Raw genomic sequence first — 25,241 nt, forward strand, 5'->3', positions numbered from 1 at the left:
CGGTCAGGCACGGTCGGCCACACGTTCGCCCAGCAGGCCGGACGGACGCAGGATCAGGATCAGCACCAGCACCAGAAAGCCCAGGATATCGGTGTAATGGCTGCCCAGCACACCGCCGGTCAGCACGCCCAGGTAGCCGGAACCAATCGATTCGATCAGGCCCAGCAGCAGGCCTCCCACTACTGCGCCGCCCAGGTTGCCAATGCCGCCTAGCACGGCGGCAGTAAAGGCCTTCAGGCCGGGCAGGAAACCCATGGTGTGCTGTACCGTGCCGTAGTTGGCGGCAAACATGACGCCGGCTACGGCCGCCAGTACCGCACCGATGATGAACGTGGCGGAAATCACGGTGTCGGGCTTGACGCCCATCAGCGAGGCCACACTCGGGTTCTCTGCCGTGGCGCGCATGGCACGGCCCAGACGGGTACGATGCACCACGTACAGCAGGATGGACAGGCAGATGGCGGTCACGCCCAGCACCATCACCTGGGTCACGGTGATCACGGCACCGGCGACCTGGAACGGCTCTGCGGCCAGCAGCGTCGGGTAGGACTTGTAGTTGGGCTTCCAGATGATCATGGCCAGCGTCTGCAGCAGGATGCTCATGCCGATGGCGGTGATCAACGGCGCCAGACGCGGGCTGTTGCGCAGCGGCCGGTAGGCGATTTTCTCGATGCTGAAGTTCAGCACGGCGGCTACCACGCAGGCCACCAGCATGGCGATCAGCAGGATCATCCAGCCCGGTGTCCCCGGCATGCTCTCCTGGATCAGGCCGACAATCGTCCAGCTGGTCAGTGCACCAATCATCAGCACTTCGCCGTGGGCAAAGTTGATCAGGTTGATGATGCCGTACACCATGGTGTAGCCCAAGGCCACCAGGGCGTACATGCTCCCCAGAACCAGACCATTGATGATCTGTTGCAACAAAATATCCATCGAATCGGCTCTCCCGGAAGTCGGGCACCAGAGGGGACTGGCGCTGGGATGGGCTCTTGCCGGGTCAGGCAACAGGCTAGGGGCAGTCAGGGGTCGTTGCAATCGCTTACGGACCAGTGGCGGTTTCGAATTGTAGCAAGCACGGTCGTTCACCTCGATTCTGGCTGATTAGGGAGATTCCCTGATCACGGTCTATTCGTCATCAGCCTGTTCGCCCCTCCCCTGCTTCGTCATCCAGCTTCCGCAGAAAAGTCAGCTTCTCGCCAATCCGGGATTCCAGCCCTCTCGGCACAGGCTGGTACCAGCCTGGTTCCGCCATGCCATCGGGCAGATAGGTTTCACCGGCGGCATAGCCATGCGGTTCCTCATGCGCGTAGCGATAGGCGCGGCCATGGCCCAGCTCCTTCATCAGCTTGGTGGGCGCATTGCGCAGGTGTACCGGCACTTCGCGGCTCTTGTCCTGACGCACAAAGGCGCGCGCCTGGTTGTAGGCGGTGTAACCGGCATTGCTCTTGGCCGCAATAGCCAGGTAGATGACGGCCTGCCCCAGGGCCAGCTCGCCTTCGGGGCTTCCCAGCCGTTCATAGGTCAAAGCGGCATCGTTGGCGATCTGCATGGCACGCGGATCGGCCAGCCCGATGTCTTCCCAGGCCATGCGCACGATGCGCCGCGCCAGGTAACGCGGGTCGGCTCCGCCATCGAGCATGCGCGTCAGCCAGTACAGGGCGGCATCGGGATGCGAGCCACGCACTGACTTGTGCAACGCCGAAATCTGGTCATAAAAGGCATCGCCTCCCTTGTCGAAGCGCCGCGCATTCAGCGTCAGCGCATTCTCGACAAAGGCGCGGTCGATCTGGTCCGTGTGCGCCGCCTGCGCTGCCGTTTCGCACTGTTCCAGCAGGTTGAGAAAGCGGCGGCCATCGCCATCGGCATAGCCGATCATGGTGTTGATGGCCGCATCGTCGAAATGCAGATGCCCGAGCGCCCGTTCATGTGCCGCGGCAAACAGCTGGCGCAGCTCGTCATCGGTCAGCGACTGCAGCACGTAGACCTGGGCACGCGACAGCAGCGCCGAGTTGACCTCGAAGGACGGGTTTTCGGTGGTGGCACCGATGAAGGTCACCAGCCCGGATTCGGCATAGGGCAGCAAGGCGTCCTGCTGCGACTTGTTGAAGCGGTGGATCTCGTCGACGAACAGGATGGTGTGGCGGCCCTGGGCCAGATGGCGCTCGGCCTGCTCCATGGCTGCGCGAATATCCTTGACGCCGCTGAACACCGCCGACAAGGCGATGAAGTCGCAGTCGAAGGCATGCGCCATCAGGCGCGCCAGCGTGGTCTTGCCGACGCCGGGCGGGCCCCACAGAATCATCGAATGCGGCTTGCCGGAGGCAAATGCCAGTTGCAGCGGCTTGCCTTCACCCAGCAGGTGCTGCTGGCCGATTACCTGCTCCAGCGTTTGCGGCCGCAGGCGCTCGGCCAGCGGTGCAGCAGCCGATGCCACACCGGCGGGGAGGCGGCCAGGGCTGGCCGGGGCGGGAACATGTCCAAACAGGTCTTCCATGGACTGCATGTTACCTGCTGGCGGCCTGCCCTGTCAGGGCGGCGCGGCAAATGCAGAACGGCACCAGAAGGAGTCCCCCTGGTGCCGTTTGCGGCCTGACGCGCCTGACGGGCTTACTGCTTCAGGACATCGGCGCCAGCCGGCGGCTTGAAGTTGAAGCTCACGTTGGCCGGCAGCTTGCTGCCAAAGTTCTGGAACTGGATGTCGGAGCGCTGGCCAAAGTTGTCCTGGATCACCAGCGAACGCAGGTTCTTGCCCTGGAAGCCGATCATCACGCTCTTGATCTGGCCATCCTGGGCCTTGGGTGTGGCGCGCACCCACTCCAGACCGTTCTGGGCCGGCGCGTTTTCCAGCTGGTAATGGGTCTGCAGCGACTTCAGGCTGGTCGCCGATGCCACCAGGGCCGCCGGCGTGGCATCCAGCACCTGGGCCTGGCTGCGCTGCGTGACCTGGTTCAGGCCGGCGTCATACATCCACAGCGTCTTGCCATCGGCCACAATGGTCTGCTTGAAGGGTTTGGTGTAATCGAAGCGGAACTGGCCCGGACGCTTGAAACTGAAGGTACCGGAGCTCTGGCGTGCCGTACCCTTCTTGTTCACATTGGTCACGGTCTGGGTAAAGGTTGCCTGGCCGGACTTGCTGTTCTTGATGTAGCTGTCGAGCGTTGCCAGGCCATCGGCATGGGCCGCCCCGCTCCAGCCAGCCAGACCCACGGCCAGAATGGACGCAGCGCCCAGCAGGGAACGGCGGCCGGAAGCGGCAACAGGCGACAGGGACTTGGCGGTTTCTTGCTTGATCATCAGCATTTTCTCCTTGTTGGCCGACCTGCCACACAACCCCATGTCATGTGGCTGCAGACGTGCTGCTACAGGTCTCGCTGTCAGTTTAGAGGGGGAATCGGGCAGAGGTTCAGCCACAAGCGTTGCAAAAGTTCTGCCGTGGCAGAAAATGTAACAGCGAAAGGCGCAAGTCCCTGCCGGCCTTGCCACCACACAGGGACTTGTTACAAAACAAGGACAGAAAGCTGACGCCTATTCGTCGCGATTCGGCACCAGGATGTCGCGCTGGCCGCTGGTGGACAGGCTGCTGACCAGTCCCGCACGCTCCATGTCCTCCAGCAGGCGGGCAGCGCGGTTGTAGCCGATACGCAACTCACGCTGCACCAGAGAGATGCTGGCCTTGCGCTTCTTCAGCACCACTTCCACGGCCTGGTCGTACATCGGATCCTGCTCGCTGCCGCCCTCGCCGTCCAGACCGCCTTCCTCGCCATCGACGGTGCCGCCTTCCAGCACGCCCTCGATGTAGTTGGCTTCGCCATGCTCCTTCAGGTAGGTCACGACACGGTGCACCTCGTCATCGCTGACAAAGGCACCGTGCACGCGGGTCGGCAGGCCATGGCCGGCCGGCAGGTACAGCATGTCACCCATGCCGAGCAGGCTTTCGGCCCCCATCTGGTCCAGGATGGTACGGCTGTCGATCTTGCTCGATACCTGGAAGGCGATACGGGTCGGGATGTTGGCCTTGATCAGGCCGGTGATCACGTCCACGCTCGGGCGCTGCGTGGCCAGGATCAGGTGGATGCCGGCGGCTCGCGCCTTCTGCGCCAGACGCGCAATCAGCTCTTCGATCTTCTTGCCAACCACCATCATCAGGTCGGCCAGCTCGTCGATCACCACCACCAGATACGGCAAGCGCTCCAGTGGCTCGGGCGAATCGGGCGTCAGGCTGAACGGGTTGGGAATCAGCTCTTCACGGGCCTTGGCATCCTCGATCTTGGCGTTGTAGCCGGCCAGGTTGCGCACGCCCATCTTGCTCATCAGCTTGTAGCGGCGCTCCATCTCGCCCACGCACCAGTTCAGGCCATGGGCAGCCTGGCGCATGTCGGTCACGACCGGCGCAATCAGGTGCGGAATGCCTTCGTAGACCGACATTTCCAGCATCTTGGGATCGATCATCAGCAGGCGTACCTGCTCCGGCGTGGCCTTGTAGAGCAGGCTCAGGATCATGGCGTTGATGCCGACCGACTTGCCGGAACCGGTGGTACCGGCCACCATCACGTGCGGCATCTTGGCCAGATCGGCCACCACCGGCGCACCGACAATGTCCTTGCCGAGTCCGACCGTCAGCAGCGACTTGCCATCGTGATAGGCATTCGAGCCCAGCACCTCGCTCAGGTGGATGGTCTGGCGGCGTGCATTCGGCAGCTCCAGCGCCATCAGGTTCTTGCCGGGAATGTTCTCGATCACGCGGATCGAAACCAGGCTGAGCGAACGCGCCAGATCCTTGGCCAGGTTGACGATCTGCGAGCCCTTGACCCCAGTCGCCGGCTCCATCTCGTAACGCGTCACGACCGGGCCCGGCTTGGCCGCCACCACGCGCACCTCGACACCGAAGTCCTTGAGTTTTTTCTCGATCAGGCGGCTGGTCATTTCCAGCGTCTCGTGCGGAATCGATTCGCGGCTGGCCGGCGCCTCGTCCAGCAGGCTGATCTGCGGCAGCGTGCTGTCGGGCAGCTCGGTGAACAGCGGCTTCTGGCGCTCCTTGGCCACACGCACACTGGGTTCGGCCGCGACCGGGCGCACCGGTACATCGACCGCGACCGGAATCGGGTGGTTCTCGCGTACCAGCTCCAGTTCCTGCTCGACCTCGACCTCGCGCTGGCGGGCCGCCTCCTGGCCGGCGACCAGGTCGGCCGCCACTTCGCGGCGCGTGCGGGCCGCCTCCAGGCGCCGCTCGATCCAGGCGCCGATCTGCTGCGACACCTGGCCCCAGGAGAAACGGAACACCCAGGCAAAGGCCGCCACCAGCAGCACGATGCCGAGCACGCCGGAACCCAGGCCACCCAGGAAGGACACCATCAGCGGACCAACAAAGCTGCCCAGCATGCCGCCGGCTCCGCCAGGCAGCGAGGCCGCGCTGGCATACAGGCGGCTCCACTCCAGACCGGTGGCCGCGGCCAGCAGCACCAGCAGGCCCAGCCACCAGAACAGGCGTTGATCAAACCAGCCGAGCCAGCGCTGTTGCCAGCCGGCATCTTCAACGACTGCCTGCGGTGACGCCTCGGACAGCACCTGACCGCGCATCCAGCTGCGGAACAGGCGCACCCAGCCGGCAAACAGGGCCAGGAACAGCAGCCAGACCGAACGGCCCAACAGGAAATAGCTGATGTCGGAGACCCAGGCTCCGGCATGGCCGAGCCAGTTGCGGGGTTCGGAATAGACGCCAGTGGTGCTCCAGGCCGGATCAGCCGCATCGTGGCTGATCAAGGCGGCCAGCCAGAACACCAGCAGCAGCAGTCCGACAAACAGCACGGTCTCCTGGCTGAAACGCCGGAAAAAGGCCGGCACCAGGGGTTTGTCTTCTGCAGGAGCAGCTTCAGTCGGGGTATTGCGAATCAGGTATGCCATTCAACTTCCTTGGCAGCCGTCTTCAGTCTGCGTGCTGGCTGCGCGGGGTCAGCACAAAGCTGCCATCGGCACGCTCCACCAGAGTACCATCTTCCTCGAAGTGCTTCATCACGCGGCTGACCATCTCGCGGGAGGCTCCCACCATCTTGGCCACATCCTGGCGCGATACTTTCTGGCGCAGCACCATGTGGTCTTCGGCATCGGTTTCTGCCATATCGACCAGCACCGCCTGCACGCGGCCATAGACATCCATCAGCGCCAGCGACTCGATCTGCTTGTCGGCCTTGCGCAGACGGCGCACCAGACCGCGCATGACCGATTCGGCCATGCTGGAGTTCTCGCGCAGGCTGTTGAGGAAGGCTTCGCGATCCAGCGTGAGCACATCGGTCTGCACCTCGGCACGCACGGTGGCGGAATGCGGTTCGCCATCGATCAGGCTCATCTCGCCGATGCAATCCCCGACCTCGAGCGTGGCCATGATGACCTCGCGGCCACGATGGTCCTGCAGCAGGACGCGCGCCCGGCCGGACAGGATCATGTACAAGGTGCCGGAGATACGGCCTTCCTCCACGATGTTTTCACCACGCTTGAAGCGCTTTTTTCCGATATTGGCGTATAGCACGCTGGTTTGTGTCGATGTCAAGTCACTGAACAGGGGGACCCTGCGGATCAGATCCAGATTGGAAACAATGGTCATGTCGTCTTTCCCTGGCTAGCCGGTCTCGCCGGTAACCGTCATTTTGCCCTAATAGCATGACATAAATAATGGATACTGCAGGGAAATGATCCATTACCCACCGACTGTGCCCGACATGACAGACGGAATGCTGCATTTTCGGGCAAGCCGCCCGGCCCCTACGCCGCTCGTGCCAAACGGCTACACTGCAGGGCACTACCGACAGACAAGAAAGGATACACGCCATGACGACCACGACGCACGCCAAAGTCCTGATCCTGGGTTCCGGCCCGGCCGGCTATTCTGCCGCCATTTATGCCGCACGCGCCAACCTGCAGCCACTGCTGATTACCGGCATGGCCCAGGGCGGCCAGCTGATGACCACCACCGAGGTGGACAACTGGCCGGCGGACGTCCACGGCGTGCAGGGCCCGGAGTTGATGCAGCGCTTTCTGGAACATGCGCAGCGCTTCAACACCACAATCCAGTTCGACCACATCCACACGGTGGAACTGGGCCAGCGTCCGTTTACCCTGACCGGTGACAGCGGCACCTATACCTGCGACACGCTGATCATTGCCACCGGCGCCTCGGCCCGCTATATCGGCCTGCCCTCCGAGGAGTCCTTCATGGGCCGTGGCGTCAGCGCCTGCGCCACCTGTGACGGTTTCTTCTACCGTGACCAGGATGTGTGCGTGGTCGGTGGCGGCAACACCGCCGTGGAAGAGGCGTTGTATCTGAGCAACATCGCGCGCAAGGTCACGCTGATCCACCGCCGCGACAGCTTCCGCGCCGAAGCCATCCTGGTCGACAAGCTGATGGACAAGGTGCAGGCCGGCAAGATCGAGCTGAAGCTGTTTGCCACGCTGGACGAGGTGCTGGGCGACGCCAGCGGTGTGACAGGCGTGCGCATCCGCAGCACGAAGGACGACAGCACCGAGGAGATTCCGGTGCATGGCTGCTTCATCGCGATTGGCCATTCGCCGAATACCGACATCTTCAAGGACAAGCTGGCGATGCAGGACGGCTACCTGATCACCCAGGGCGGTCAGCAGGGCTTTGCCACGCAGACCAGCGTACCGGGTGTGTTCGCTGCCGGTGATGTGCAGGATCACATCTACCGCCAGGCCATCACCAGTGCCGGTAGCGGCTGCATGGCCGCGCTGGATGCGCAGCGCTTCCTGGAGCAACAGGCAGACTGAGCCGGATCCACACCGGAATCGCACAGGGCAGCCCGGGCTGCCCTGTTGCATTGCTGCAAGTCCTTCCCGATAAACAGTTTTTGTTCTATAATCTGACGTTTTGCCGAATCAGCCGGGCGGCTGGTTTGTCAAATAAACCGCCTGCAAGCAGGCATACAGGGGTTTTCTTGGCCCGTGCATGCCGCAGGCGAGGTGCAGGACCGGCCAGCGTTGTCGGCCCTGTTATTGCAACAACCACAGTCAAAGGAGTGCTTCAATGGCACGCAAATGTGAAGTCACGGGCAAGGGCCCGATGGTGGGCAACAACGTTTCCCACGCCAACAACAAGACCAAGCGCCGTTTCCTGCCCAACCTGCAGTCTCGCCGTTTCTGGGTAGAGAGCGAAAACCGCTGGGTGCGCCTGCGCGTGACCAACGCCGCCCTGCGCCTGATCGACAAGAATGGCATCGACTCCGTGCTCGCCGACATGCGTGCCCGTGGCCAGGCCTGATCCCCATAACTGACTGAAAGGACACCATCATGGCAAGCAAAGGCGGACGCGAAAAGATCAAGCTGGAATCCACTGCAGGTACCGGCCACTTCTACACCACGACCAAGAACAAGAAGACCATGCCCGAGAAAATGACGATCATGAAGTTTGATCCGAAGGCTCGCAAGCACGTCGAATACAAGGAAATCAAGCTGAAGTAATTCAGCCCTTCCCTGTCCGGAAGCCCGCTGTTCATTCCAGCGGGCTTTTTTGCGTCCGGAGCGCCAACCATGACAGCCACGGCAGTCACCGCTGCCGTGGCCGTTTCGCGGCGATCAGTCCTTTTGCCAGACGGCGGCGAAGAAACCGTCCATGTCGTGCAGGTCCGGCCACAGGCGCAGATAGCGGCCAGCTTCGATCCCGCCCTGCCCCGGGCTGCCCAGCACCTCCGCCTGCTCCACCTTGCGCTGTGCCAGCAACTCCACCACATTCAGCGGCCTGAAGCCTGGGTGAGCCTGGCTGAAGGCTTCGGCGATGTGCTCATTCTCTTGCGGCAGCATGCTGCAAGTGGCATAGACCAGACGGCCACCGGATTTGACCAGGCGTGCAGCGCTGGCCAGGATGGCACTTTGCCTGGCGGTCATCTCCTGCACCGTCTGTTCCGACTGGCGCCATTTCAGATCCGGGTTGCGGCGCAAGGTGCCCAGGCCGGAGCACGGGGCATCGACCAGCACGCGGTCGATCTTGCCGCTCAGACGCTTGATGCGATCGTCACGCTCATGCGCGATGGCCGCCGGGTGCACATTGCTCAGGCCGCTGCGTGCCAGTCGCGGCTTGAGCTTGTCGAGGCGGTGCGCCGACACATCAAAGGCGTACAGGCGGCCGGTGTTGCGCATTTCAGCCCCCAGCGCCAGCGTCTTGCCACCAGCACCGGCACAGAAATCGGCCACCATCTCACCACGGCGCGCATCCAGCAGCAACGCCAGCAGCTGCGAGCCTTCATCCTGCACCTCGATCGCGCCGTCCTTGAACAGGTCCATGTGCATCAGCGCCGGGCGTCCGCGCAGCCGCACGCCCCAGGGAGAAAAGCGCGTGGCTTCGGCCTGCAGCTGCTGCTCCGTCAGCGCCTGAATGACATCAGCGCGTTTGGCCTTGAGCGTGTTGACGCGCAGATCCAGCGGCGCCCCCTGCAGCAGGCTGTCGGCCAGTTGCCGGAAACGTTCGGCTCCCAGCTGCTGCTCCAGCGCACCAGCCAGCCAGTTCGGCAGATTGTGGCGGTGGATCGGCATCAGCTGCTCGTCACTGACCTGCCGGCAGTCCGCCAGCCATTCCTTTTCCTGTGGCTTGAGAGCCGCCTGGACGAAGTCGGCCGGTGCAGCCAGCGCCAGAATGGCAAGACGGCGCTCGCGTGCACCGCTGCCGCTGCGGGCCAGCAGCTCGTAATACGGCTTGCGGCGCAGCACGCTGTAGACGGTTTCGGTCAGGGTGGCGCGTTCGCGCGAACCCAGTTCACGATGCTCGCGGAAATAGCGCGACACCACGGCATCGGCAGGATGGTCCAGACGCAATACCTGGCCTACCAGGGCAGTGGCATGGTCCAGCAGGGCTTTGGGATGCATGGAAAACTCTCTCGGTCAGGGCCCGCTTGGCAGCGGGCCGGAATCAATTGGGCAGGCAGGCGCAAACGCCCTGCCCGCTTCGCATCAGAACAGTTCGGACAGCAGGTCCAGTGCCTGCATGTAGGCGCTGCTGCACATCAGCTCGTCCCAGTCCGGGGCCGGGCTGGCCGGCAACAGGGCGCGCCGACGCAGCTCGCTGGCCTCGTCCAGTGGCAGTTGCTGCTTGACCACGGCTTCGCTGACGTGCGCCATGGCGGCATCGAGTGCCTGACCGCCGTCCAGGCTCTGGTTGCACAACAGCACCAGATCGCAGCCGGCGCGGATCGCAGCCACGGCAGCTTCGCCATGCGTGAGTGTGCGCCCCTGCATCTGGCGTGCGCCCTGCATGCTGAGATCATCACTGATCACGGCACCACGGAAATCCAGTTCGCCGCGCAGAATATCCTGGATCCAGATGTCGCTGAAACCGGCCGGACGCGCATCCACCTTGGGGTATATCACGTGCGCCGGCATGACCGCCGTCAGCGTGTTGTTGAGCCAGCCGTAGGGACGGGCATCGTCCTTCAGGATACGCTTGAGGCTGCGCTTGTCGACCGGAATCGCCACATGCGAATCGGCCTTGACGTAGCCGTGGCCGGGGAAATGCTTGCCGCAGTTGCCCATGCCGGCCTGCAGCAGGCCCAGCATCAGGCTTTGCGCCAGTTGCGTCACCAGATGCGGATCGGCATCAAAGGCACGATCACCGATCACGCTGCTTTCGCCATAGTCGAGATCGAGCACCGGCGTAAAGCTGAAATCGATACCGCAGGCGCGCAGCTCGGAGGCCAGCACGTAGCCACAAGCCGTTGCGACCTGGCTGGCATGCTGCGCCTGCCGGTTCAGGCGACGCTTGCCGCCCTGCCCCTGGCGCCACAGCTCGCCCAGCGCACGCATTGGCGGCAGGCGCGTGAAGCCATCGGTGCGGAAACGCTGCACGCGGCCTCCTTCGTGGTCAACCGCGATCAGGATGTCGGGGCGGATCGACTTGATTTCGGCGCTCAGTTCGCTGATCTGGGCGCGGCTTTCCCAGTTGCGGCCAAAGTAGATCAGGCCACCTACCAGCGGATGCTGCAGGCGCTCGCGGTCGGCGGCGTCCAGACGGGTACCGGCAATATCGATGATCAGGGGATGCATGGCAGACAGTCTCGGAAAATATCAGGAAAGGGATTCGGGAAGGTATTCGACGATAACGAAGCTGGAGGCCTGCTCGGCCTCGTCGGTGACACTGACATGGGCACGCAGGTGCCGTTCACGAAACCAGCTCTCCAGCTCGCCGTGCAGCACGATCTGCGGCTGGCCGCTGGGCGCATTCAGGATCTCGCAGCGCCGCCAATGCATCGGCATGCGCATGCCCAGGCCAATCGCCTTGCTGAAGGCCTCCTTGGCGGAAAAACGCGTTGCCAGATAACTGATGCCACGGTCGGCCCAGCGCGCACTGCGCTGGCGGTACACCTGCAGCTCGGTCGGACCCAGCACGGTTTCGGCAAAACGCTCGCCGCGCCGCTCCAGCGTGGCACGGATGCGGCGGATATCGCACAGGTCGGTGCCAATGCCGTAAATCATGCCAGCACACCCCAGTCCTGCAACACCTGCTGCATGGCCTGCAGTGTGGCCTCGGGATTCTCCAGATGCGGCGAATGGCCGCAATCGGGCAACAGCTGATCGGTGGCGGCATGAATGCCGGCGGCAATATCGTGCATGTGCTGCACGGTGGCATACTGGTCGCCCGCGCCCTGCATCACGCAGGTCGGCACGCTGATGGCCGGCAAGGCATAGGCCATGTTCCAGTGGGCAAAGGCGGGTGTCAGCCAAGTCGCATTCCAGGCCATGAACACCTGCTCGACACGATCGCCGTGGTAGCGTGCCAGGCCACGCAGCTTGCCGGCATGCCAGGCATCCAGCGCATCGCGGATGCCCTGCAACGTCACGTCTTCCACATAGATATGGGCCGCCAGCGTGATCAGGCCACGCAGGCGTGCGGGCCGTTCGGCGGCATGCAGCAGACCGATGCTGCCGCCATCGGAATGGCCGATGACGATATAGTCGCGTTCCGGAATCGCCTGTGCCAGCACCTGGGGCAATTCCTCCAGCGCATAGCGATGCAGGTAGTGGATGGTGCGCGGCTGCTGTTGCGGATCCGACTGGCCGTGGCCCTGGCGGTCGAACAGCAGGCCCTCGCAGCCGGTGGCATCACACAGGGCTTGCGGAAAACCTTTCCACATGCGTGTGCTGCCCAGGCCCTCGTGCAGGAACACCAGCACCGGGCGGCGCGCAGCCTGACCGGCATCGGGCGGTTGCAGCGCCTCGGCATGGATGCGGGCTCCGTTGCCCAGCCGGATGTTGTCGGTCCTCATGCGTGGCGACCTGCGGCGCGCAGGCATTGCAGATAGGCTTCGACCGTGGCGGCATAACCCAGTTCCAGCGCATCGGCGATCAGCGCATGGCCAATGGACACCTCCTGCAGACCCGGCACGGCACGGGCGAAATCGGTCAGGTTGTCGCGATTCAGGTCATGGCCGGCATTCACGCCCAGGCCGGCATCCAGCGCTGCCTGTGCCGCTGTGGCAAAGCGCTGCAGTTGCTCCTGCTGCTGCCCGGTTCCCCAGGCTGCGGCATAGGGTTCGGTATACAGCTCGATGCGGTCCGCGCCCAGTTCGTGCGCCGGCGGCATCAGCGCCGGTTCGGCATCCATGAACAGGCTGACGCGTACACCAAGCGCATGGCATTCCCCGATCAGCGGACGCAGGCGCTCGCACACGGCGGCATCGGACAAGTCCCAGCCGTGGTCGCTGGTGAACTGGTCCTCGCTGTCGGGCACGAACGTGGCCTGGTGCGGACGCGTCTGGCGGATGAAATCCATGAGGTTCTGCGTCGGGTTGCCCTCGATATTGAACTCCTGCTGCGGCCAGTTCTGCATCAGGCCGGCCAGCTCCTGCACGTCACTGCCGCGGATATGGCGCTGATCCGGACGCGGGTGGATGGTGATGCCATCGGCCCCGGCCTGCAGGCACAGCGCCGCCGCGCGTGTCACGCTGGGAATGCCCAGATGCCGCGTGTTGCGCAGCAAGGCGACCTTGTTCACATTGACCGACAGCTGGGTGGTTCCGGTGAGATTCATAGTTTCTGCAATTCCATCATCATTTTGCGTGTGCGCAGCAGCTCCACGCCGCAATGCGCGTGCAATACGCCGCGCAGTTGCTGCTTCAGGCCCTGCGCCAGTTCACGCTGCGCCATGCACAACTGCATCACCGCCTGCAGCGGCTGTACCTCCTGCATGGCCTGTTCCAGCGCCAGCCAGTGAGCGCTTGACAGCGCCTGACGCCGCTCCTCCGGTTGAGCCAGGCGCAGGCCGCTGTGGGCCAGCAGCACATAGTGCCGGCCGGCTTCCAGTGGCTGATGCGTCAGTGTCTGCACATCCAGCGCCGGCAGCAGGCCCACCTCGCGCAGCAGCGACAGCTCGAAGGCACGCAGCACGGCCTCCAGCCATTCGCCGGCATGGTCGGACGCCATCAACGCCAGCGCACGGGCATAGACATCGAACAGTGCCGGGTGCGGGTCATCACGTGCCAGCATGCGCAGCAGCAATTCATTCAGATAATAGCCCGACAGCAGCCGTTCGCCCGTCGGCATGATGTGGCCGCCTATCCATTCGGCCGAACGCAGCATGCGGATGTCGGCATCGCCACCGAAACTCAGGTGCAGCGGCTGCAGCGGCAGCAACACCGGCCGGAAATTCGAACTGGGCTTTTTGGCACCACGCGCCATCAGCGCGGTGCGACCATGGTGCCGCGTGAACACCTCCAGGATCAGGCTGCTTTCGCTCCAGTCGTAATGATGCAGCACGAAAGCCGGCTCATGCGCCACGCGTTTCATACCGCCTCCGGGGACAAGGGCATGGACTTACTCGTAACCGAAAGAGCGCACGCGCGCTTCGTCGTCAGCCCAGCCGGAGCGCACCTTGACCCACAGCTCCAGGAACACCTTGGCGTCCATCAGCCGCTCCAGCTCCTGGCGCGCCTCGGTACCGATGCGCTTGATGCGCTCGCCCTTGTCGCCAATCACCATCGCCTTGTGGCCGTCACGCTCCACCACAATGGTGGCGGCAATGCGCACCATGCGCGCTGCGGCCTTGCCCGGTTCCTCCTGGAACTGGTCGATCACCACGGTCGAGGTATAGGGCAACTCGTCGCCAGTCAGGCGGAACAGCTTTTCGCGCACGATCTCGCTGGCCAGGAAGCGCTCGCTCTTGTCGGTCAGTTCGGCCTCGTCATGCCACCAGAGCTGCTGCGGCAGATAGTTGGCAACGATGTCGAGCAGGCGCTCCACGTCACGCGAGTTCTTCGCCGACATCGGCACGAATTCGGCAAAAGGGTGGCGCTCCTGCATGTCGCGCAGCCAGGGCGCGATCTCGCTGCGACGGTGGACGGTGTCCAGCTTGTTGGCCACCAGCAGCACCGGCACATCGGTCGGCAGCAGCGACAGCACCTTGGCATCGGCCAGGCTGAAGCTGCCGGCCTCGACCACGAACAGCACCACCTGCACATCGGAAACGGCTCCGGTCACGGCCTTGTTCAGCGACTTGTTCAGGGCATTGCCATGACGCGTCTGGAAGCCGGGGGTATCGACAAACACGAACTGGTTGTCACCACGCGTGCGAATGCCGGTAATGCGGTGGCGCGTGGTCTGTGCCTTGCGCGAGGTGATGCTGATTTTCTGGCCAACCAGGGCGTTGAGTAGCGTGGACTTGCCGACGTTGGGCTTGCCGACAATGGCCACCATGCCACAGCGCTGCTGCTCCGGATCGGAGGCGGCCGACTGGTTGCCCGGCTGCGCCGGAGCCAGCGGCTCCTTGCCCAGCAGGCGTTGCAGCTGGGCCTCGGTATCGGCATCCAGCGCGCCGGCGGCAGGCTTGGGATCGGTGGGGGAAGAAGAACTCATGTCGGTTTCCGGGTAGAAAGTAAGGGGCGGCGCGCCTTGGGGGCAGCGCTAGCCTGCTGTTGCAGTTGCGCAAGTACGCGACTGGCGGCATCCTGCTCGGCGGCGCGGCGGGAGCGACCCTGGCCACGCTGGCTGATCTGCAGGGCCGGGATCTGGCAATCGACCAGAAAGGTCTGGCGATGTGCCTCACCCTCGATACCAGCCACCTCGTAGGTCGGCACCTTCATCTTGCGCGCCTGCAGCCATTCCTGCAAGGAGGTCTTGGCGTCCTTGGCAGTGACAGACTGGTTCTGGCTCAGGTCAACCTCGGCAAACAGGCGGTGTACCAGGGCTTCGGCAGCCAGATAACCGGCATCCAGGTAGATGGCACCGATGATGGCCTCGAAGGCATCGGCCAGGATGGACGGGCGCTTGAGGCCGCCGGAGCGCAGCTCGCCCTCCCCCAGCCGCAGGCAGCTCGCCAGCTCCAGCTGCAGCGCCAGCTGGTGCAGGCTGTCCTGCTTGACCAGGTTGGCGCGGATGCGCGACAGGTCGCCCTCGGGCGAATCCTTCAGGCGTTCGAACAGCAGGCTGGAAATGGCCAGGCCCAGTACCGAGTCGCCCAGGAATTCGAGGCGTTCGTTGTGGTCGGCAGAAAAGCTGCGGTGCGTCAGGGCACGCTGCAGCAAGGCGGGCTGGGCAAAATCATGCTGCAGCCGCAGCGCCAGGTGTTGCAGGGGGGAAAGGGATTCAGCTGGACTCATGGGAACGGGAAATGCAGGATGCCTGCCCTGCCGGGGACCTTATCGCAAAGCCCCGGGACAGGCAATCCGGTGCATCCATGCTTACTGGATCTTGCCAATGCGATTGAAATCGCCAAAGTTCATCCACACCGCCACCGCCTTGCCCACAACGTGGTCGTCAGGGACAAAGCCCCAGAAGCGGGAATCGAGCGAGTTGTCGCGGTTGTCGCCCATCACGAAGTAATGGCCTTCGGGCACCTTGCAGGTGACGCCATCGACGCTGTACTTGCAGTTTTCGCTCTGCGGGAAATCGGCCAGCACCGGAATGCCGGAGGGGCGGCTGTCATCGATCAGGATCTGGTGCATGTGGGTGCCGATCTGTTCATCGAACAGCTGGTGGTAGCGCATGGTGCTCTGATCCAGGAAATCGGGTTTCTGCACCTGCGCGATGTCCTTGCCGTTGATGGTCAGGCGCTTGTTGATATAGGCCACGGTGTCACCGGGCACACCAATCACGCGCTTGATGTAATCGGTGCTCGGCTTGGGCGGATAGTGGAACACCATCACCTCGCCGCGCTGTACCGGCTTGCCTTCGGTGATCTTGGTATTGAGTACCGGCAGACGCATGCCCCACTCGTACTTGTTGACCAGAATCAGGTCACCGATGTGCAATGTCGGGATCATGGAGCCCGATGGAATGCGGAACGGCTCGTAGGCAAACGAGCGCAGCAGGAACACCAGCAGAATCACCGGGAACAGGCCGGCCGTCCAGTCCAGCCACCAGGGCTGTTCCATGATGCGCGCCCTGGCGCTGCGCGTGTCCACCGCATCGGCCTGGATGCCCTGCGCGGCCAACTCGGCCTGGCGCTTGTCCTGTGCCTGCTCGAAAGCCAGCGCAGCCTGGCGACGGTGCGGCTTGAACCAGATTTTCTCGGCCAGCCAGTACAGCCCGGTCACCACCGAGGCCACGAACAGCAACAAGGCCATATTGCCTTCCAGGTAGCCCATGAACCAGGCCGCCATATAGGCTACAAAACCCCCGAGTACCAATGCAGTAATGAATGGCATGTATCAGTCTTCCACTTGCAAAATGGCCAGGAACGCTTCTTGCGGCACCTCGACCGAACCAATCTGTTTCATGCGTTTCTTGCCCGCCTTCTGCTTTTCGAGCAGCTTGCGCTTGCGCGAAATATCGCCGCCGTAGCACTTGGCCAGCACGTTCTTGCGCAGCGCCTTCACGGTCTCGCGTGCGATGATGTTGCCGCCAATGGCCGCCTGGATCGCCACGTCGAACTGCTGCCGGCTGATGATCTCGCGCATCTTGGCCACCACGGCGCGACCGCGGTACTGGGCCTGGGTGCGATGCACGATGATGGACAGTGCGTCCACCTTCTCGCCGTTGAGCAGGATATCGACCTTGACCACATCGGACGGGCGGTATTCCTTGAACTCGTAGTCCATCGAGGCATAGCCGCGGCTGACCGACTTGAGCTTGTCGAAAAAGTCCAGCACGATCTCGCCCAGCGGCAGCTCGTAGGTCAGCATCACCTGGCGACCGTGGTAAGTCATGTTCATCTGCACGCCGCGCTTCTGGTTGGCCAGTGTCATCACCGGGCCCACATAATCCTGCGGCATGAACAGGTGCACGGTCACGATCGGCTCGCGCACCTCCTGAATACGGCCGGCCTCGGGCATCTTAGAGGGGTTTTCCACCATGATGACTTCGCCATCGCCCTTGACCACCTGGTACACCACGCTGGGCGCGGTGGTGATCAGATCCTGGTCAAATTCGCGCTCGAGGCGTTCCTGCACGATTTCCATGTGCAGCAGCCCCAGAAAGCCGCAGCGGAAGCCGAAGCCCAGCGCCTGCGACACCTCGGGCTCGAAATGCAGCGAGGCATCGTTGAGCTGCAGCTTTTCCAGACTGTCGCGCAAGGCATCGTACTGGTTGGCCTCGGTCGGGTACAGGCCGGCAAACACCTGCGGCTGCACTTCCTTGAAGCCGTGCAGGGCCTCGCTGGCAGGGCCCAGGTTGTTGGGCAGCTTTTTCTCCAGCGTGATGGTATCGCCCACCTTGGCGGCCTTCAGCTCCTTGATGCCGGCAATGATGTAGCCCACCTCGCCGGCATTGAGCGCTTCGCGCGGCTGGTTGGCCGGGGTGAACACACCGATGTTGTTGGCATCGTAAGCGGCACCAGAGGCCATCATCTTGAAGCGCTCGCCCTTGCGCAGCTGGCCATCGACCACGCGCACCAGCATCACCACGCCGACGTAGGAGTCGAACCAGCTGTCGATGATCATGGCGCGCAGCGGTGCATCGGGATTGCCGCGCGGCGGTGGCACCTTGGCCACGACCATTTCCAGGATCTCGTCAATGCCCAGGCCGGACTTGGCCGAACAGGGAATCGCCTCGCTGGCATCGATGCCGATCACGTCCTCGATCTCGGCCTTGGCATTGTCGGGATCGGCCTGCGGCAAATCCATCTTGTTGAGCACGGGCAGCACCTCGACCCCCAGGTCGAGTGCGGTATAGCAGTTGGCCACGGTCTGCGCTTCCACGCCCTGGCTGGCATCCACCACCAGCAGCGCCCCTTCACAGGCGCTCAGGGAGCGGCTGACCTCATAGGAAAAGTCCACGTGGCCGGGGGTGTCGATCAGGTTCAGGTTGTAGATCTGGCCATCCTGGGCCTTGTATTGCAGGGCAGCGGTCTGTGCCTTGATGGTGATGCCGCGCTCCTTCTCGATGTCCATCGAGTCGAGCACCTGCTCACTCATCTCGCGGTCGGACAGGCCACCGCAGCGCGAAATCAGGCGGTCGGCCAGAGTCGACTTGCCATGGTCAATGTGCGCAATGATGGAAAAGTTGCGGATATGCTTCATGAAAACGGAATCCAGAAAGGCGATGGGCCGTGTCGGGCCAGCGTACCCGGAGGCGGGAGATGGGCTCCGGGCAAAACGCGAGCGTGTCACGCTGGCGACAAAAAGCGCCGGTTGCCCAAGGGACAAGCCGGCGACTGCAGGCTGCGTTAGCCAGAACGCACTATTTTAACGTTTTTGTGGCACTCTGCCCACAAGACCGTGCGTATCCCGTGCATCAGCGTGCCTGCGGGCGGATCATGCCGTACTGGGCATAGCCGTCACGCACGTAGAGCACACTGACCGGGTGGTTTTGCGGCAATGCGGCTATCGCGCGCGAGAAGCTTTCCACGCTGTCCACCGACTGGCGGCCGACCGACAGGATCAGGTCACCGGCACGCAGGCCGGTGCGCGCTGCCGGGCCACCCTCTGTCACGCTGCTCACGGCCACGCCGGAACGTCCGCGCAGCTGCTGGCGCTGTGCGGCCGTCAGCTCGTTCACGCTCAGGCCGAGAGCAGCCACCGCCGTGGCTGTGCCATCCACCTGCGGTGCCGTGCCTCCCAGCAGGCCGCGCGGTGTACCGCCCTCCTCGGCCTTCTCTACCGTCAACGTCAGGTCCTGTGCGCTGCCGTTGCGCAGCACGGTGATACTGGCGCGCGTGCCCGGCTTGGTCTCGCCAACCAGGCGCGGCAGATCGGCCGTCTTCTCGATCGCCTTGCCGTCAAAGCGCGTGATGATGTCGCCCTGCTGCACGCCCGCCTTGGCGGCCGGCGAATCGGCCTCGACATTGCGCACCAGCGCGCCCTGCTGGTTCGGCGGCAGGCCGAGCGAACTGGCCACCTCACGGTCCACATCGCCAATCATCACGCCGATGCGACCGCGCGTGACGGTGCCGGTCTGGCGCAACTGCTCGGCAATGCGCATCGCCTCATCGATCGGGATCGAGAAGGAAATCCCCATGAAACCGCCGGAGCGCGAATAAATCTGGCTGTTGATGCCGACCACCTGGCCGGCCATGTTGATCAGCGGGCCGCCGGAGTTGCCGGGGTTGATCGCCACATCGGTCTGGATGAACGGCAGGTAGTCGCCGGTATCGCGCTGCTTGGCACTGACAATGCCGGCCGTCACCGAGTTTTCCAGGCCAAAGGGCGAGCCGATGGCCAGCACCCAGTCTCCCACGCGCAGCTGCTCCACGTTGCCGATCTGCACTGCCGGCAAGCCGCTGCCCTCGATCTTGACAACGGCGACATCGGTACGCTTGTCCTGCCCCACCACCTTGGCGCGGAATTCCCGCTTGTCCGGCAGTGTCACGATCAGGTTGTCGGCTCCCTCGACCACGTGGGCGTTGGTCATGATGTAGCCGTCCTGCGACAGAATGAAACCGGAACCGATGCCGGCCTGACGCTCGCGTTCGTCGCCCGGAGCCGAAGGTGCCGCTCCGCCACGCGGCAGATTCGGCACCTCGATACCAAAGAAGCGGCGCAGCAGCTCCTCCATCTGGGCCTCCGGCGAGCCGGGCGCAGCACCGCTGCGGGCGCTGCGCACCTTTTCCATGGCACGGATATTCACCACCGACGGACCGACGCGCTCCACCAGCGGTGCGAAATTGGGCAAACCGGTCACCAGCGGCGGAGCCGGCAGCGTCGAGGCGGCCGCCACAGGCGGCGTGGCCACCACGGCAGGTGCCGCCTCGCTGGCCGCCTGCCCCGACTGCTGTGCCGAAGCCTGGTAGTTGCAGCCCAGCAGCGCCAGCGCCACGCCAGCGGTCAGTGCATGGCGCGCCATGCCGTACCAGGGCGTGCCTGCCGCTGCGCCGGACACGGTCTGGCCGGGGGGATGCCTATCGTCTAGTGACTGCATGAAAGTTCTCCTCGATGGGTTCATGTGGCCCTGCTGGCGCATGTGGCCGGCAGGCACCGGATCTGTACCACGGCATGCCCATGCGCATGCCTGTGACAAAAGGGAATATCCGCTTCAGATGCGGATGGCTGCGGCAGATTCAACACTGCCTGCTCCATCGTTATCGGCGCACCAGCCCGTCCAGCAGCGCCTGCAGCGCAGCCACGGGCACCTCGCCCATGGCCGTGACCACCTGCCCTCCGGTATAGCTGCGCGACACAATGCGGGTGGCTCCACGACCGCGCACGGCTGGCGGGCTGCGCTTGTCGGCGCTCGCGCCTTCCAGGAACAGGGAGATGCTGGACAGGCCATCCGACAGCACGCACTGCGTCACCATGCCGGCGGCCGCGGGCCGCTGCGGCACCGCCTTGTCCCGCAAGGGCGGTCGCAAATAGCAGTGCGTGACCACATAACCCGGCAACGGCTGGCGCATGACCCAGCCCTGCTGTTCCAGCGTACTCGTCTGCAAAGCCTGTTGCTCGATGCGATAACCGCTGGTCTGCACCATCTGCTGCTGCAGCGTGGCGTACTCCAGCGGCGCCTGGATCTGCAGATCGGAAAACGCCACCTCGCGCAGCATGCGCGCCTGCTGGAAGCCGGTGGCACCCGCCGGCAGCTCCAGCAACTGCCATTTCAGCAGCAGGCCGGACTTCTGTTCACTCCAGAAACGAAAACCATGGCGCAGGCCATCCTGCGGCAGAAAACCGACCACATCGGTCGCATGGTTGGATACCCGCTCCTGGCCCAGCTGGCGCGCCTGATAGCGCGCGGCCCCCTGTGCCTGCTGTGCCGCCGGCAGCGGCTGCACGCCGGGAAACATCATGCCGCCGCGCGGCAGATTCGATTGCACGCGCACCAGCTTCTGGTCGTGCAGGAAAATGCGCGAACCACTGTCGGTGCGGAACATGCTGCGAGCGTTGCCCGCAAGGTTGTCCACCCGCTCGATCTGGCGCCCGCCCTGCACCGCGTGCCAGACGCGCGCACTGCGCAGATTGCCATTCGGACCGGACACTGCCAAGGTGCCGGCAAAACTGTTGCTGGCAGCCGCCTGCTGCCAACGCTGCAGCCACTGCAGGCTGGTGCGCGCCTGTGCAGCTTCGGCCTGTGCCGACAGCCCCCACAGGCCTGCGGACAAGGGCAGACCACCCAGCGCCAGTGTGCCCATCACGGTACGTCGCGTAACCATCTCGCTCCTCCCGCTTACGGCGTATAGCTGACCGTACTCATGCCCGATCCCTCACCCAGCAGCGCATAGTCGCCAAACTGGGCATGCGCCTGCAGCATGGCCTGGGTATCCTGATCCAGCGGCTCCTGTAGCGGATCGGCCGGCAACGCTGCCGGCGCTCTGGCCACGACCGCAGCCGGCGGCATCTGTGCCGCGGCCAGCACCTGTCCCTGGGCATTGGCGGATTCGTGCTGCTGCAGGCCGATCAGGTTCCAGCCGAGCGCGGCCACAGCCAGCACGGAGGCAAAGCCGGCAGCCATCTTCCAGCGCCAGACGCCATCGTTGGCGGCCTCGCGTGGCAGCCGGCGAACCGTGTCCAGCCTGGGCGGCAGCGGTGCTGCCGTGACGTGCGGCTGTTCCAGCTGCAGCACATCCTCCTGCAGGCTGGCCACCCCGGTCTGCGCCAGATGCTGCTGCAGCTGCTGCATCCAGACCAGGGAGTCCGTGGCGTGTTCGCCATGCTGGCGCGCCTCATCCTGGCGCAACTGCTCTCCCAGCTGCTGCCAGCAGTCCCAGCAATCGCGTCCCGCCTCCTGCGTATCCAGCCAGTCCAGCAGCTGCGACTCGTGCACACCGTCGGGCAGCGACTCGCCATCCATCCAGGCAGACAGGGCCTGGGCCATGGTGGCGGTTTCCGGCAGCGGTGATTCAGTGAATGGGGTGCGCTCGCTTGTCATGACTTCATCCTTTGCCTGAGGACTACCAGCGCTTGCCGCTGCGGTGTTCCAGCAGGGGCCGGATCTTGGCAGCAACCGCTTCGCGGGCGCGGAAGATGCGGGAGCGCACCGTTCCGATCGGACAATCCATCAGTTCGGCAATCTCGTCATAGGACAGACCGTCGATCTCGCGCAGCGTCAGGGCGCGGCGCAGATCTTCGGGCAGCTGTTCCATGGCCAGATTGACCATCTGGGCGATTTCCTTGGCCGCCAGCATGGCTTCAGGCGTTTCTTCCGTACTTGGTTCATGCTGGCGCAGAAAAGTTTCATCTTCTTCGGCATCGGCCGGCTGCAGGGCCGTGGCCGTGATCGGCTGGCGCTTCAGGTCCAGCAGCGCCTTGCGCGCGGTATTCATGGCAATGCGGTGCAGCCAGGTATAAAACTGCGCCTCGCCACGGAACTGGTGCAGCGCCTTGTAGGCGCGGATAAAGGTTTCCTGCGTGATATCGGGAATCAGATCCACATCGCGCACCATGCGCGCCACCAGCCGTTCGATGCGCTTCTGGTACTTGAGCACCAGCAACTCGAAAGCCTTCTGGTCACCAGCCAGGGTACGCTGCACCAGCGCCCAGTCCACCTGCTGTTCGGGTGTACGCGTGACTGTTCCAGGCGGGGTTTCCGCTGCGCTCACCGGCGGGCCTCCCCGTCTGCCGGCTGGCTGCGCTGCGACCAGTGCAGCACCGCTCGCAGCAGCGCCCAGTCGGCCGGAGCCATGGCATTGCGCAACCACAGCCACTGTGCCGGTGCACGCGGCACACCCTGCAGGCGCACCAGCATGCCCCATTGCAGATCCAGGGCAATACGGCATTGCCAGGCCTGCGAACGCGGCTGCTCCGGTTCGGAATCATCCAGCGCCACCGGCTGCAGGCGGCTGCTGTACCCTGTCGTCAGCGGCCTGAAGCTCCAGTGTTCGCCCGTCCAGTGCAGCCAGCCCTGTGGCAGGCTGCGGTACCAGCGCCAGCCGCGCCAGGCCATCAGCAGCAGCCAGGCCCAGGCTGCTGCCCAGACCACGCCGAGCCAGTCGGGCGCGTTCTGCCAGCCCAGTCGCCAGCTGGCGAGTACGCAGGCCAATGTCATGCCCAGCAAGAGCAGCCCGGCTGCCAGTGCCGGATCGCTGCTGACCGGGTACTGCATGGCAGGCGGGCGTCGGGTGCTACTCATGGGTATCGATCAGGCCTGCCGACGCAGGATGCACACAGCTGGCCATCTGCGTCATCAGACGCGCTTGAACACCAGCGTGCCGTTGGTGCCACCAAAGCCGAAGTTGTTCTTCACCGCGACATTGATCTTCAGGTCACGTGCGGTGTTGGCACAGAAGTCCAGGTCACACTCGGGGTCCTGGTCGTTCAGGTTGATGGTCGGCGGCACTTTCTGCTCGTACACGGACAGCGCCGTGAACACGCTCTCGACACCACCGGCACCGCCCAGCAGGTGTCCGGTCATGCTCTTGGTGGAACTGACCACCATCTTGTAGGCGTGCTCACCCAGTGCCGCCTTGATGGCATTGCATTCGTTGACGTCGCCCAGCGGCGTGGAGGTGCCGTGCGCATTCAGGTAATCGACCTGGTCGGCATTGATGCCGGCATTGTTCAGGGCGGCCAGCATGGCGCGGCGCGGGCCGTCCATGTTGGGAGCCGTCATGTGGCCAGCATCGCCACTCATGCCGAAACCGGCGACTTCAGCGTAAATCCTGGCACCGCGTGCCTTGGCGTGCTCGTACTCTTCCAGCACCATCATGCCGGCACCTTCGCCGAGCACGAAACCGTCACGGCCCTTGTCCCAGGGACGGCTGGCCGCTTCGGGATCGTCGTTGCGGGTGGACAGCGCACGCATGGCGGCAAAACCGCCGATGCCCAGCGGGCTCACGGTGGATTCGGAACCGCCCGCCAGCACCACGTCGGCATCGCCGTATTCGATCAGGCGTGCCGCCTGGCCAATACAGTGCAGACCGGTGGTACAGGCCGTGACGATGGCCAGGTTCGGGCCCTTGAAGCCGAAGCGCATGGACGCCTGGCCCGCCACCATGTTGGTGATGGAAGCCGGCACGAAGAACGGCGTGATGCGGCGCGGACCGCGCTGCATGTACTCGGCGTGCGTGTCCTCGATCAGCGGCAGGCCGCCAATGCCGGAGCCCATGACGCAGCCGATGCGCTCGGCCAGCTCGGGCGACAGCGCCTCGCCTGTCGGCAGGCCGGCATCTTCCACTGCTTCCTGGGACGCGGCCAGGCCATAGTGGATGAAGGTGTCCATGGTGCGTGCTTCCTTGCTGGACAGGTACTTGTCCAGCTCGAAGCCCTTGACTTCACCGGCGATCTGGCAGGCAAAGGCGGATGCATCAAAGCGGGTGATGCGGCCAATGCCGGAGCGGCCGGCCAGCAGGTTGGCCCAGGATTCACTGACGGTGTTGCCCACGGGCGTTACACACCCCAGGCCTGTAATCACGACACGACGACGGGTCATGGCAGTTCTCGCGCTAGTGCCTGCAACCGCCACCAGCCAGGCCGGTACGCATGCAGGCGATCAACAATACAAACAACTTGGCGCCCATCACCGGCTGCCGACAGCAGACTGAAGCCAGCCACTCGGCAAACCCGTGCATGAGCGCCATGGGAAAGAGCCCCGGCCATCAGCCCCGGCAGAAAGATCTGCCTCCGCCAGCCAGGTCAGAGGCGTATCAGGCCTTCTGGTGCTCCTTGGCGTAGTCGATGGCGTTTTGCACCGTGGTGATCTTCTCGGCGTCTTCATCGGGGATTTCGATGCCGAATTCGTCTTCCAGGGCCATCACCAGTTCAACGGTGTCCAGGGAGTCAGCACCCAGGTCAGCAACGAAAGCCTTTTCGTTGGTCACTTGTGCTTCTTCAACGCCCAGCTGTTCAGCAATGATCTTCTTGACGCGTGCTTCGATGTCGCTCATGGTTATCTCTATCTTGGTTAGTGGTAAACAGGGAGTGATTCTATCCGTTTGACGGAGTTTTTCA

At 63.9% G+C, this 25,241-nt stretch carries 25 protein-coding genes; 3 read left to right on the forward strand and 22 right to left on the reverse strand.

What is annotated here, in order from left to right:
- Nucleotides 1–3: 3 nt before the first annotated feature.
- The 5 genes from C513_RS0100900 to C513_RS0100920 all read right to left on the reverse strand — a co-directional run bounded on the left by C513_RS0100900 (nt 4) and on the right by C513_RS0100920 (nt 6,598).
- Nucleotides 4–933, reverse strand: coding sequence for a branched-chain amino acid ABC transporter permease (locus C513_RS0100900; RefSeq protein ID WP_026320402.1), 930 nt, complete (start codon nt 931–933; stop codon nt 4–6).
- Nucleotides 934–1,135: 202 nt separating this feature from the next.
- Complete coding sequence (locus tag C513_RS0100905) at nt 1,136–2,494, reverse strand: replication-associated recombination protein A (protein ID WP_083927336.1); 1,359 nt, start codon at nt 2,492–2,494, stop codon at nt 1,136–1,138.
- A 113-nt stretch (nt 2,495–2,607) separates the two neighbouring features.
- Entirely contained in the window at nt 2,608–3,300 is a 693-nt protein-coding gene (gene lolA / locus C513_RS0100910; protein ID WP_018714143.1) for an outer membrane lipoprotein periplasmic chaperone LolA, read from the reverse strand.
- 225 nt (nt 3,301–3,525) lie between these two features.
- On the reverse strand, nt 3,526–5,901 hold the full coding sequence (locus C513_RS0100915) for a DNA translocase FtsK (protein WP_018714144.1): 2,376 nt from the start codon (nt 5,899–5,901) through the stop codon (nt 3,526–3,528).
- A 22-nt stretch (nt 5,902–5,923) separates the two neighbouring features.
- On the reverse strand, nt 5,924–6,598 hold the full coding sequence (locus tag C513_RS0100920) for a Crp/Fnr family transcriptional regulator (protein WP_018714145.1): 675 nt from the start codon (nt 6,596–6,598) through the stop codon (nt 5,924–5,926).
- A gap of 224 nt (nt 6,599–6,822) precedes the next feature.
- Between C513_RS0100920 and trxB the strand changes: the two genes are divergently transcribed.
- The 3 genes from trxB to rpmG all read left to right on the forward strand — a co-directional run bounded on the left by trxB (nt 6,823) and on the right by rpmG (nt 8,469).
- The gene (gene trxB, locus C513_RS0100925; protein WP_018714146.1) at nt 6,823–7,779 is read left to right on the forward strand and encodes a thioredoxin-disulfide reductase; all 957 of its coding nucleotides are present in this window, start codon (nt 6,823–6,825) and stop codon (nt 7,777–7,779) included.
- 256 nt (nt 7,780–8,035) lie between these two features.
- A complete protein-coding gene (rpmB, locus tag C513_RS0100930) occupies nt 8,036–8,269 on the forward strand; it encodes a 50S ribosomal protein L28 (protein WP_018714147.1) in 234 nt (77 codons plus the stop codon).
- Nucleotides 8,270–8,298: 29 nt separating this feature from the next.
- The gene (rpmG, locus tag C513_RS0100935) at nt 8,299–8,469 is read left to right on the forward strand and encodes a 50S ribosomal protein L33 (protein WP_018714148.1); all 171 of its coding nucleotides are present in this window, start codon (nt 8,299–8,301) and stop codon (nt 8,467–8,469) included.
- A 114-nt stretch (nt 8,470–8,583) separates the two neighbouring features.
- Here the strand turns inward: rpmG and C513_RS0100940 are convergent, their stop codons facing one another.
- The 17 genes from C513_RS0100940 to acpP all read right to left on the reverse strand — a co-directional run bounded on the left by C513_RS0100940 (nt 8,584) and on the right by acpP (nt 25,177).
- Nucleotides 8,584–9,867 carry an RsmB/NOP family class I SAM-dependent RNA methyltransferase gene (locus tag C513_RS0100940; RefSeq protein ID WP_018714149.1) on the reverse strand — a complete coding sequence of 428 codons (1,284 nt, stop codon included), beginning with the start codon at nt 9,865–9,867 and terminating at the stop codon, nt 8,584–8,586.
- An 84-nt stretch (nt 9,868–9,951) separates the two neighbouring features.
- Entirely contained in the window at nt 9,952–11,040 is a 1,089-nt protein-coding gene (gene nagZ, locus C513_RS0100945; RefSeq protein WP_018714150.1) for a beta-N-acetylhexosaminidase, read from the reverse strand.
- A 21-nt stretch (nt 11,041–11,061) separates the two neighbouring features.
- A complete protein-coding gene (acpS, locus tag C513_RS0100950; protein WP_018714151.1) occupies nt 11,062–11,469 on the reverse strand; it encodes a holo-ACP synthase in 408 nt (135 codons plus the stop codon).
- On the reverse strand, nt 11,466–12,260 hold the full coding sequence (locus C513_RS0100955; protein WP_018714152.1) for an alpha/beta fold hydrolase: 795 nt from the start codon (nt 12,258–12,260) through the stop codon (nt 11,466–11,468). Before C513_RS0100955 ends, acpS begins: the two co-directional genes overlap by 4 nt.
- Nucleotides 12,257–13,024, reverse strand: coding sequence for a pyridoxine 5'-phosphate synthase (locus C513_RS0100960; protein WP_018714153.1), 768 nt, complete (start codon nt 13,022–13,024; stop codon nt 12,257–12,259). The genes C513_RS0100955 and C513_RS0100960 overlap by 4 nt, the downstream gene beginning before the upstream one ends.
- Nucleotides 13,021–13,779, reverse strand: a complete 759-nt coding sequence (gene recO, locus C513_RS0100965) for a DNA repair protein RecO (protein WP_018714154.1) — start codon at nt 13,777–13,779, stop codon at nt 13,021–13,023. Before recO ends, C513_RS0100960 begins: the two co-directional genes overlap by 4 nt.
- Before the next feature lie 27 nt (nt 13,780–13,806).
- Nucleotides 13,807–14,844: a GTPase Era gene (era, locus tag C513_RS0100970; protein WP_018714155.1), complete on the reverse strand. Its 1,038-nt coding sequence runs from the start codon at nt 14,842–14,844 to the stop codon at nt 13,807–13,809.
- Nucleotides 14,841–15,587 (reverse strand): ribonuclease III, encoded by a 747-nt coding sequence (gene rnc / locus C513_RS0100975; protein WP_018714156.1) that lies wholly within the window; start codon nt 15,585–15,587, stop codon nt 14,841–14,843. Before rnc ends, era begins: the two co-directional genes overlap by 4 nt.
- An 81-nt stretch (nt 15,588–15,668) precedes the next feature.
- The gene (gene lepB / locus C513_RS0100980) at nt 15,669–16,634 is read right to left on the reverse strand and encodes a signal peptidase I (protein WP_026320406.1); all 966 of its coding nucleotides are present in this window, start codon (nt 16,632–16,634) and stop codon (nt 15,669–15,671) included.
- A gap of 3 nt (nt 16,635–16,637) precedes the next feature.
- Nucleotides 16,638–18,446 carry a translation elongation factor 4 gene (lepA, locus tag C513_RS0100985; protein ID WP_018714158.1) on the reverse strand — a complete coding sequence of 603 codons (1,809 nt, stop codon included), beginning with the start codon at nt 18,444–18,446 and terminating at the stop codon, nt 16,638–16,640.
- Between the two features lie 214 nt (nt 18,447–18,660).
- Nucleotides 18,661–20,208: a DegQ family serine endoprotease gene (locus C513_RS0100990; RefSeq protein WP_018714159.1), complete on the reverse strand. Its 1,548-nt coding sequence runs from the start codon at nt 20,206–20,208 to the stop codon at nt 18,661–18,663.
- Between the two features lie 235 nt (nt 20,209–20,443).
- The gene (locus C513_RS0100995) at nt 20,444–21,508 is read right to left on the reverse strand and encodes a MucB/RseB C-terminal domain-containing protein (RefSeq protein WP_083927325.1); all 1,065 of its coding nucleotides are present in this window, start codon (nt 21,506–21,508) and stop codon (nt 20,444–20,446) included.
- Nucleotides 21,509–21,522: 14 nt separating this feature from the next.
- Complete coding sequence (locus C513_RS13590; protein WP_018714161.1) at nt 21,523–22,224, reverse strand: hypothetical protein; 702 nt, start codon at nt 22,222–22,224, stop codon at nt 21,523–21,525.
- A 22-nt stretch (nt 22,225–22,246) separates the two neighbouring features.
- A complete protein-coding gene (gene rpoE, locus C513_RS0101005) occupies nt 22,247–22,894 on the reverse strand; it encodes an RNA polymerase sigma factor RpoE (RefSeq protein WP_051084363.1) in 648 nt (215 codons plus the stop codon).
- The gene (locus C513_RS14545; protein WP_245552779.1) at nt 22,891–23,424 is read right to left on the reverse strand and encodes a hypothetical protein; all 534 of its coding nucleotides are present in this window, start codon (nt 23,422–23,424) and stop codon (nt 22,891–22,893) included. The genes rpoE and C513_RS14545 overlap by 4 nt, the downstream gene beginning before the upstream one ends.
- Before the next feature lie 54 nt (nt 23,425–23,478).
- Entirely contained in the window at nt 23,479–24,723 is a 1,245-nt protein-coding gene (fabF, locus tag C513_RS0101015; RefSeq protein WP_026320407.1) for a beta-ketoacyl-ACP synthase II, read from the reverse strand.
- 214 nt (nt 24,724–24,937) lie between these two features.
- A complete protein-coding gene (acpP, locus tag C513_RS0101020; protein WP_018714165.1) occupies nt 24,938–25,177 on the reverse strand; it encodes an acyl carrier protein in 240 nt (79 codons plus the stop codon).
- Nucleotides 25,178–25,241 lie beyond the last annotated feature (64 nt).

Origin of the sequence: Allobrachymonas chironomi DSM 19884 (assembly GCF_000374625.1) — a bacterium.
In the GTDB taxonomy this organism is placed as follows: Bacteria; Pseudomonadota; Gammaproteobacteria; order Burkholderiales; family Burkholderiaceae_C; genus Brachymonas; species Brachymonas chironomi.

Coding starts and splice junctions, on each gene's coding strand:
- C513_RS0100900 (WP_026320402.1), bottom strand. CDS start 933: ATGGATATTTTGTTGCAACAGATCATCAATGGTCTGGTTCTGGGGAGC.
- C513_RS0100905 (WP_083927336.1), bottom strand. CDS start 2,494: ATGGAAGACCTGTTTGGACATGTTCCCGCCCCGGCCAGCCCTGGCCGC.
- lolA (WP_018714143.1), bottom strand. CDS start 3,300: ATGCTGATGATCAAGCAAGAAACCGCCAAGTCCCTGTCGCCTGTTGCC.
- C513_RS0100915 (WP_018714144.1), bottom strand. CDS start 5,901: ATGGCATACCTGATTCGCAATACCCCGACTGAAGCTGCTCCTGCAGAA.
- C513_RS0100920 (WP_018714145.1), bottom strand. CDS start 6,598: ATGACCATTGTTTCCAATCTGGATCTGATCCGCAGGGTCCCCCTGTTC.
- trxB (WP_018714146.1), top strand. CDS start 6,823: ATGACGACCACGACGCACGCCAAAGTCCTGATCCTGGGTTCCGGCCCG.
- rpmB (WP_018714147.1), top strand. CDS start 8,036: ATGGCACGCAAATGTGAAGTCACGGGCAAGGGCCCGATGGTGGGCAAC.
- rpmG (WP_018714148.1), top strand. CDS start 8,299: ATGGCAAGCAAAGGCGGACGCGAAAAGATCAAGCTGGAATCCACTGCA.
- C513_RS0100940 (WP_018714149.1), bottom strand. CDS start 9,867: ATGCATCCCAAAGCCCTGCTGGACCATGCCACTGCCCTGGTAGGCCAG.
- nagZ (WP_018714150.1), bottom strand. CDS start 11,040: ATGCATCCCCTGATCATCGATATTGCCGGTACCCGTCTGGACGCCGCC.
- acpS (WP_018714151.1), bottom strand. CDS start 11,469: ATGATTTACGGCATTGGCACCGACCTGTGCGATATCCGCCGCATCCGT.
- C513_RS0100955 (WP_018714152.1), bottom strand. CDS start 12,260: ATGAGGACCGACAACATCCGGCTGGGCAACGGAGCCCGCATCCATGCC.
- C513_RS0100960 (WP_018714153.1), bottom strand. CDS start 13,024: ATGAATCTCACCGGAACCACCCAGCTGTCGGTCAATGTGAACAAGGTC.
- recO (WP_018714154.1), bottom strand. CDS start 13,779: ATGAAACGCGTGGCGCATGAGCCGGCTTTCGTGCTGCATCATTACGAC.
- era (WP_018714155.1), bottom strand. CDS start 14,844: ATGAGTTCTTCTTCCCCCACCGATCCCAAGCCTGCCGCCGGCGCGCTG.
- rnc (WP_018714156.1), bottom strand. CDS start 15,587: ATGAGTCCAGCTGAATCCCTTTCCCCCCTGCAACACCTGGCGCTGCGG.
- lepB (WP_026320406.1), bottom strand. CDS start 16,634: ATGCCATTCATTACTGCATTGGTACTCGGGGGTTTTGTAGCCTATATG.
- lepA (WP_018714158.1), bottom strand. CDS start 18,446: ATGAAGCATATCCGCAACTTTTCCATCATTGCGCACATTGACCATGGC.
- C513_RS0100990 (WP_018714159.1), bottom strand. CDS start 20,208: ATGGCGCGCCATGCACTGACCGCTGGCGTGGCGCTGGCGCTGCTGGGC.
- C513_RS0100995 (WP_083927325.1), bottom strand. CDS start 21,508: ATGGTTACGCGACGTACCGTGATGGGCACACTGGCGCTGGGTGGTCTG.
- C513_RS13590 (WP_018714161.1), bottom strand. CDS start 22,224: ATGACAAGCGAGCGCACCCCATTCACTGAATCACCGCTGCCGGAAACC.
- C513_RS14545 (WP_245552779.1), bottom strand. CDS start 23,424: ATGAGTAGCACCCGACGCCCGCCTGCCATGCAGTACCCGGTCAGCAGC.
- fabF (WP_026320407.1), bottom strand. CDS start 24,723: ATGACCCGTCGTCGTGTCGTGATTACAGGCCTGGGGTGTGTAACGCCC.
- acpP (WP_018714165.1), bottom strand. CDS start 25,177: ATGAGCGACATCGAAGCACGCGTCAAGAAGATCATTGCTGAACAGCTG.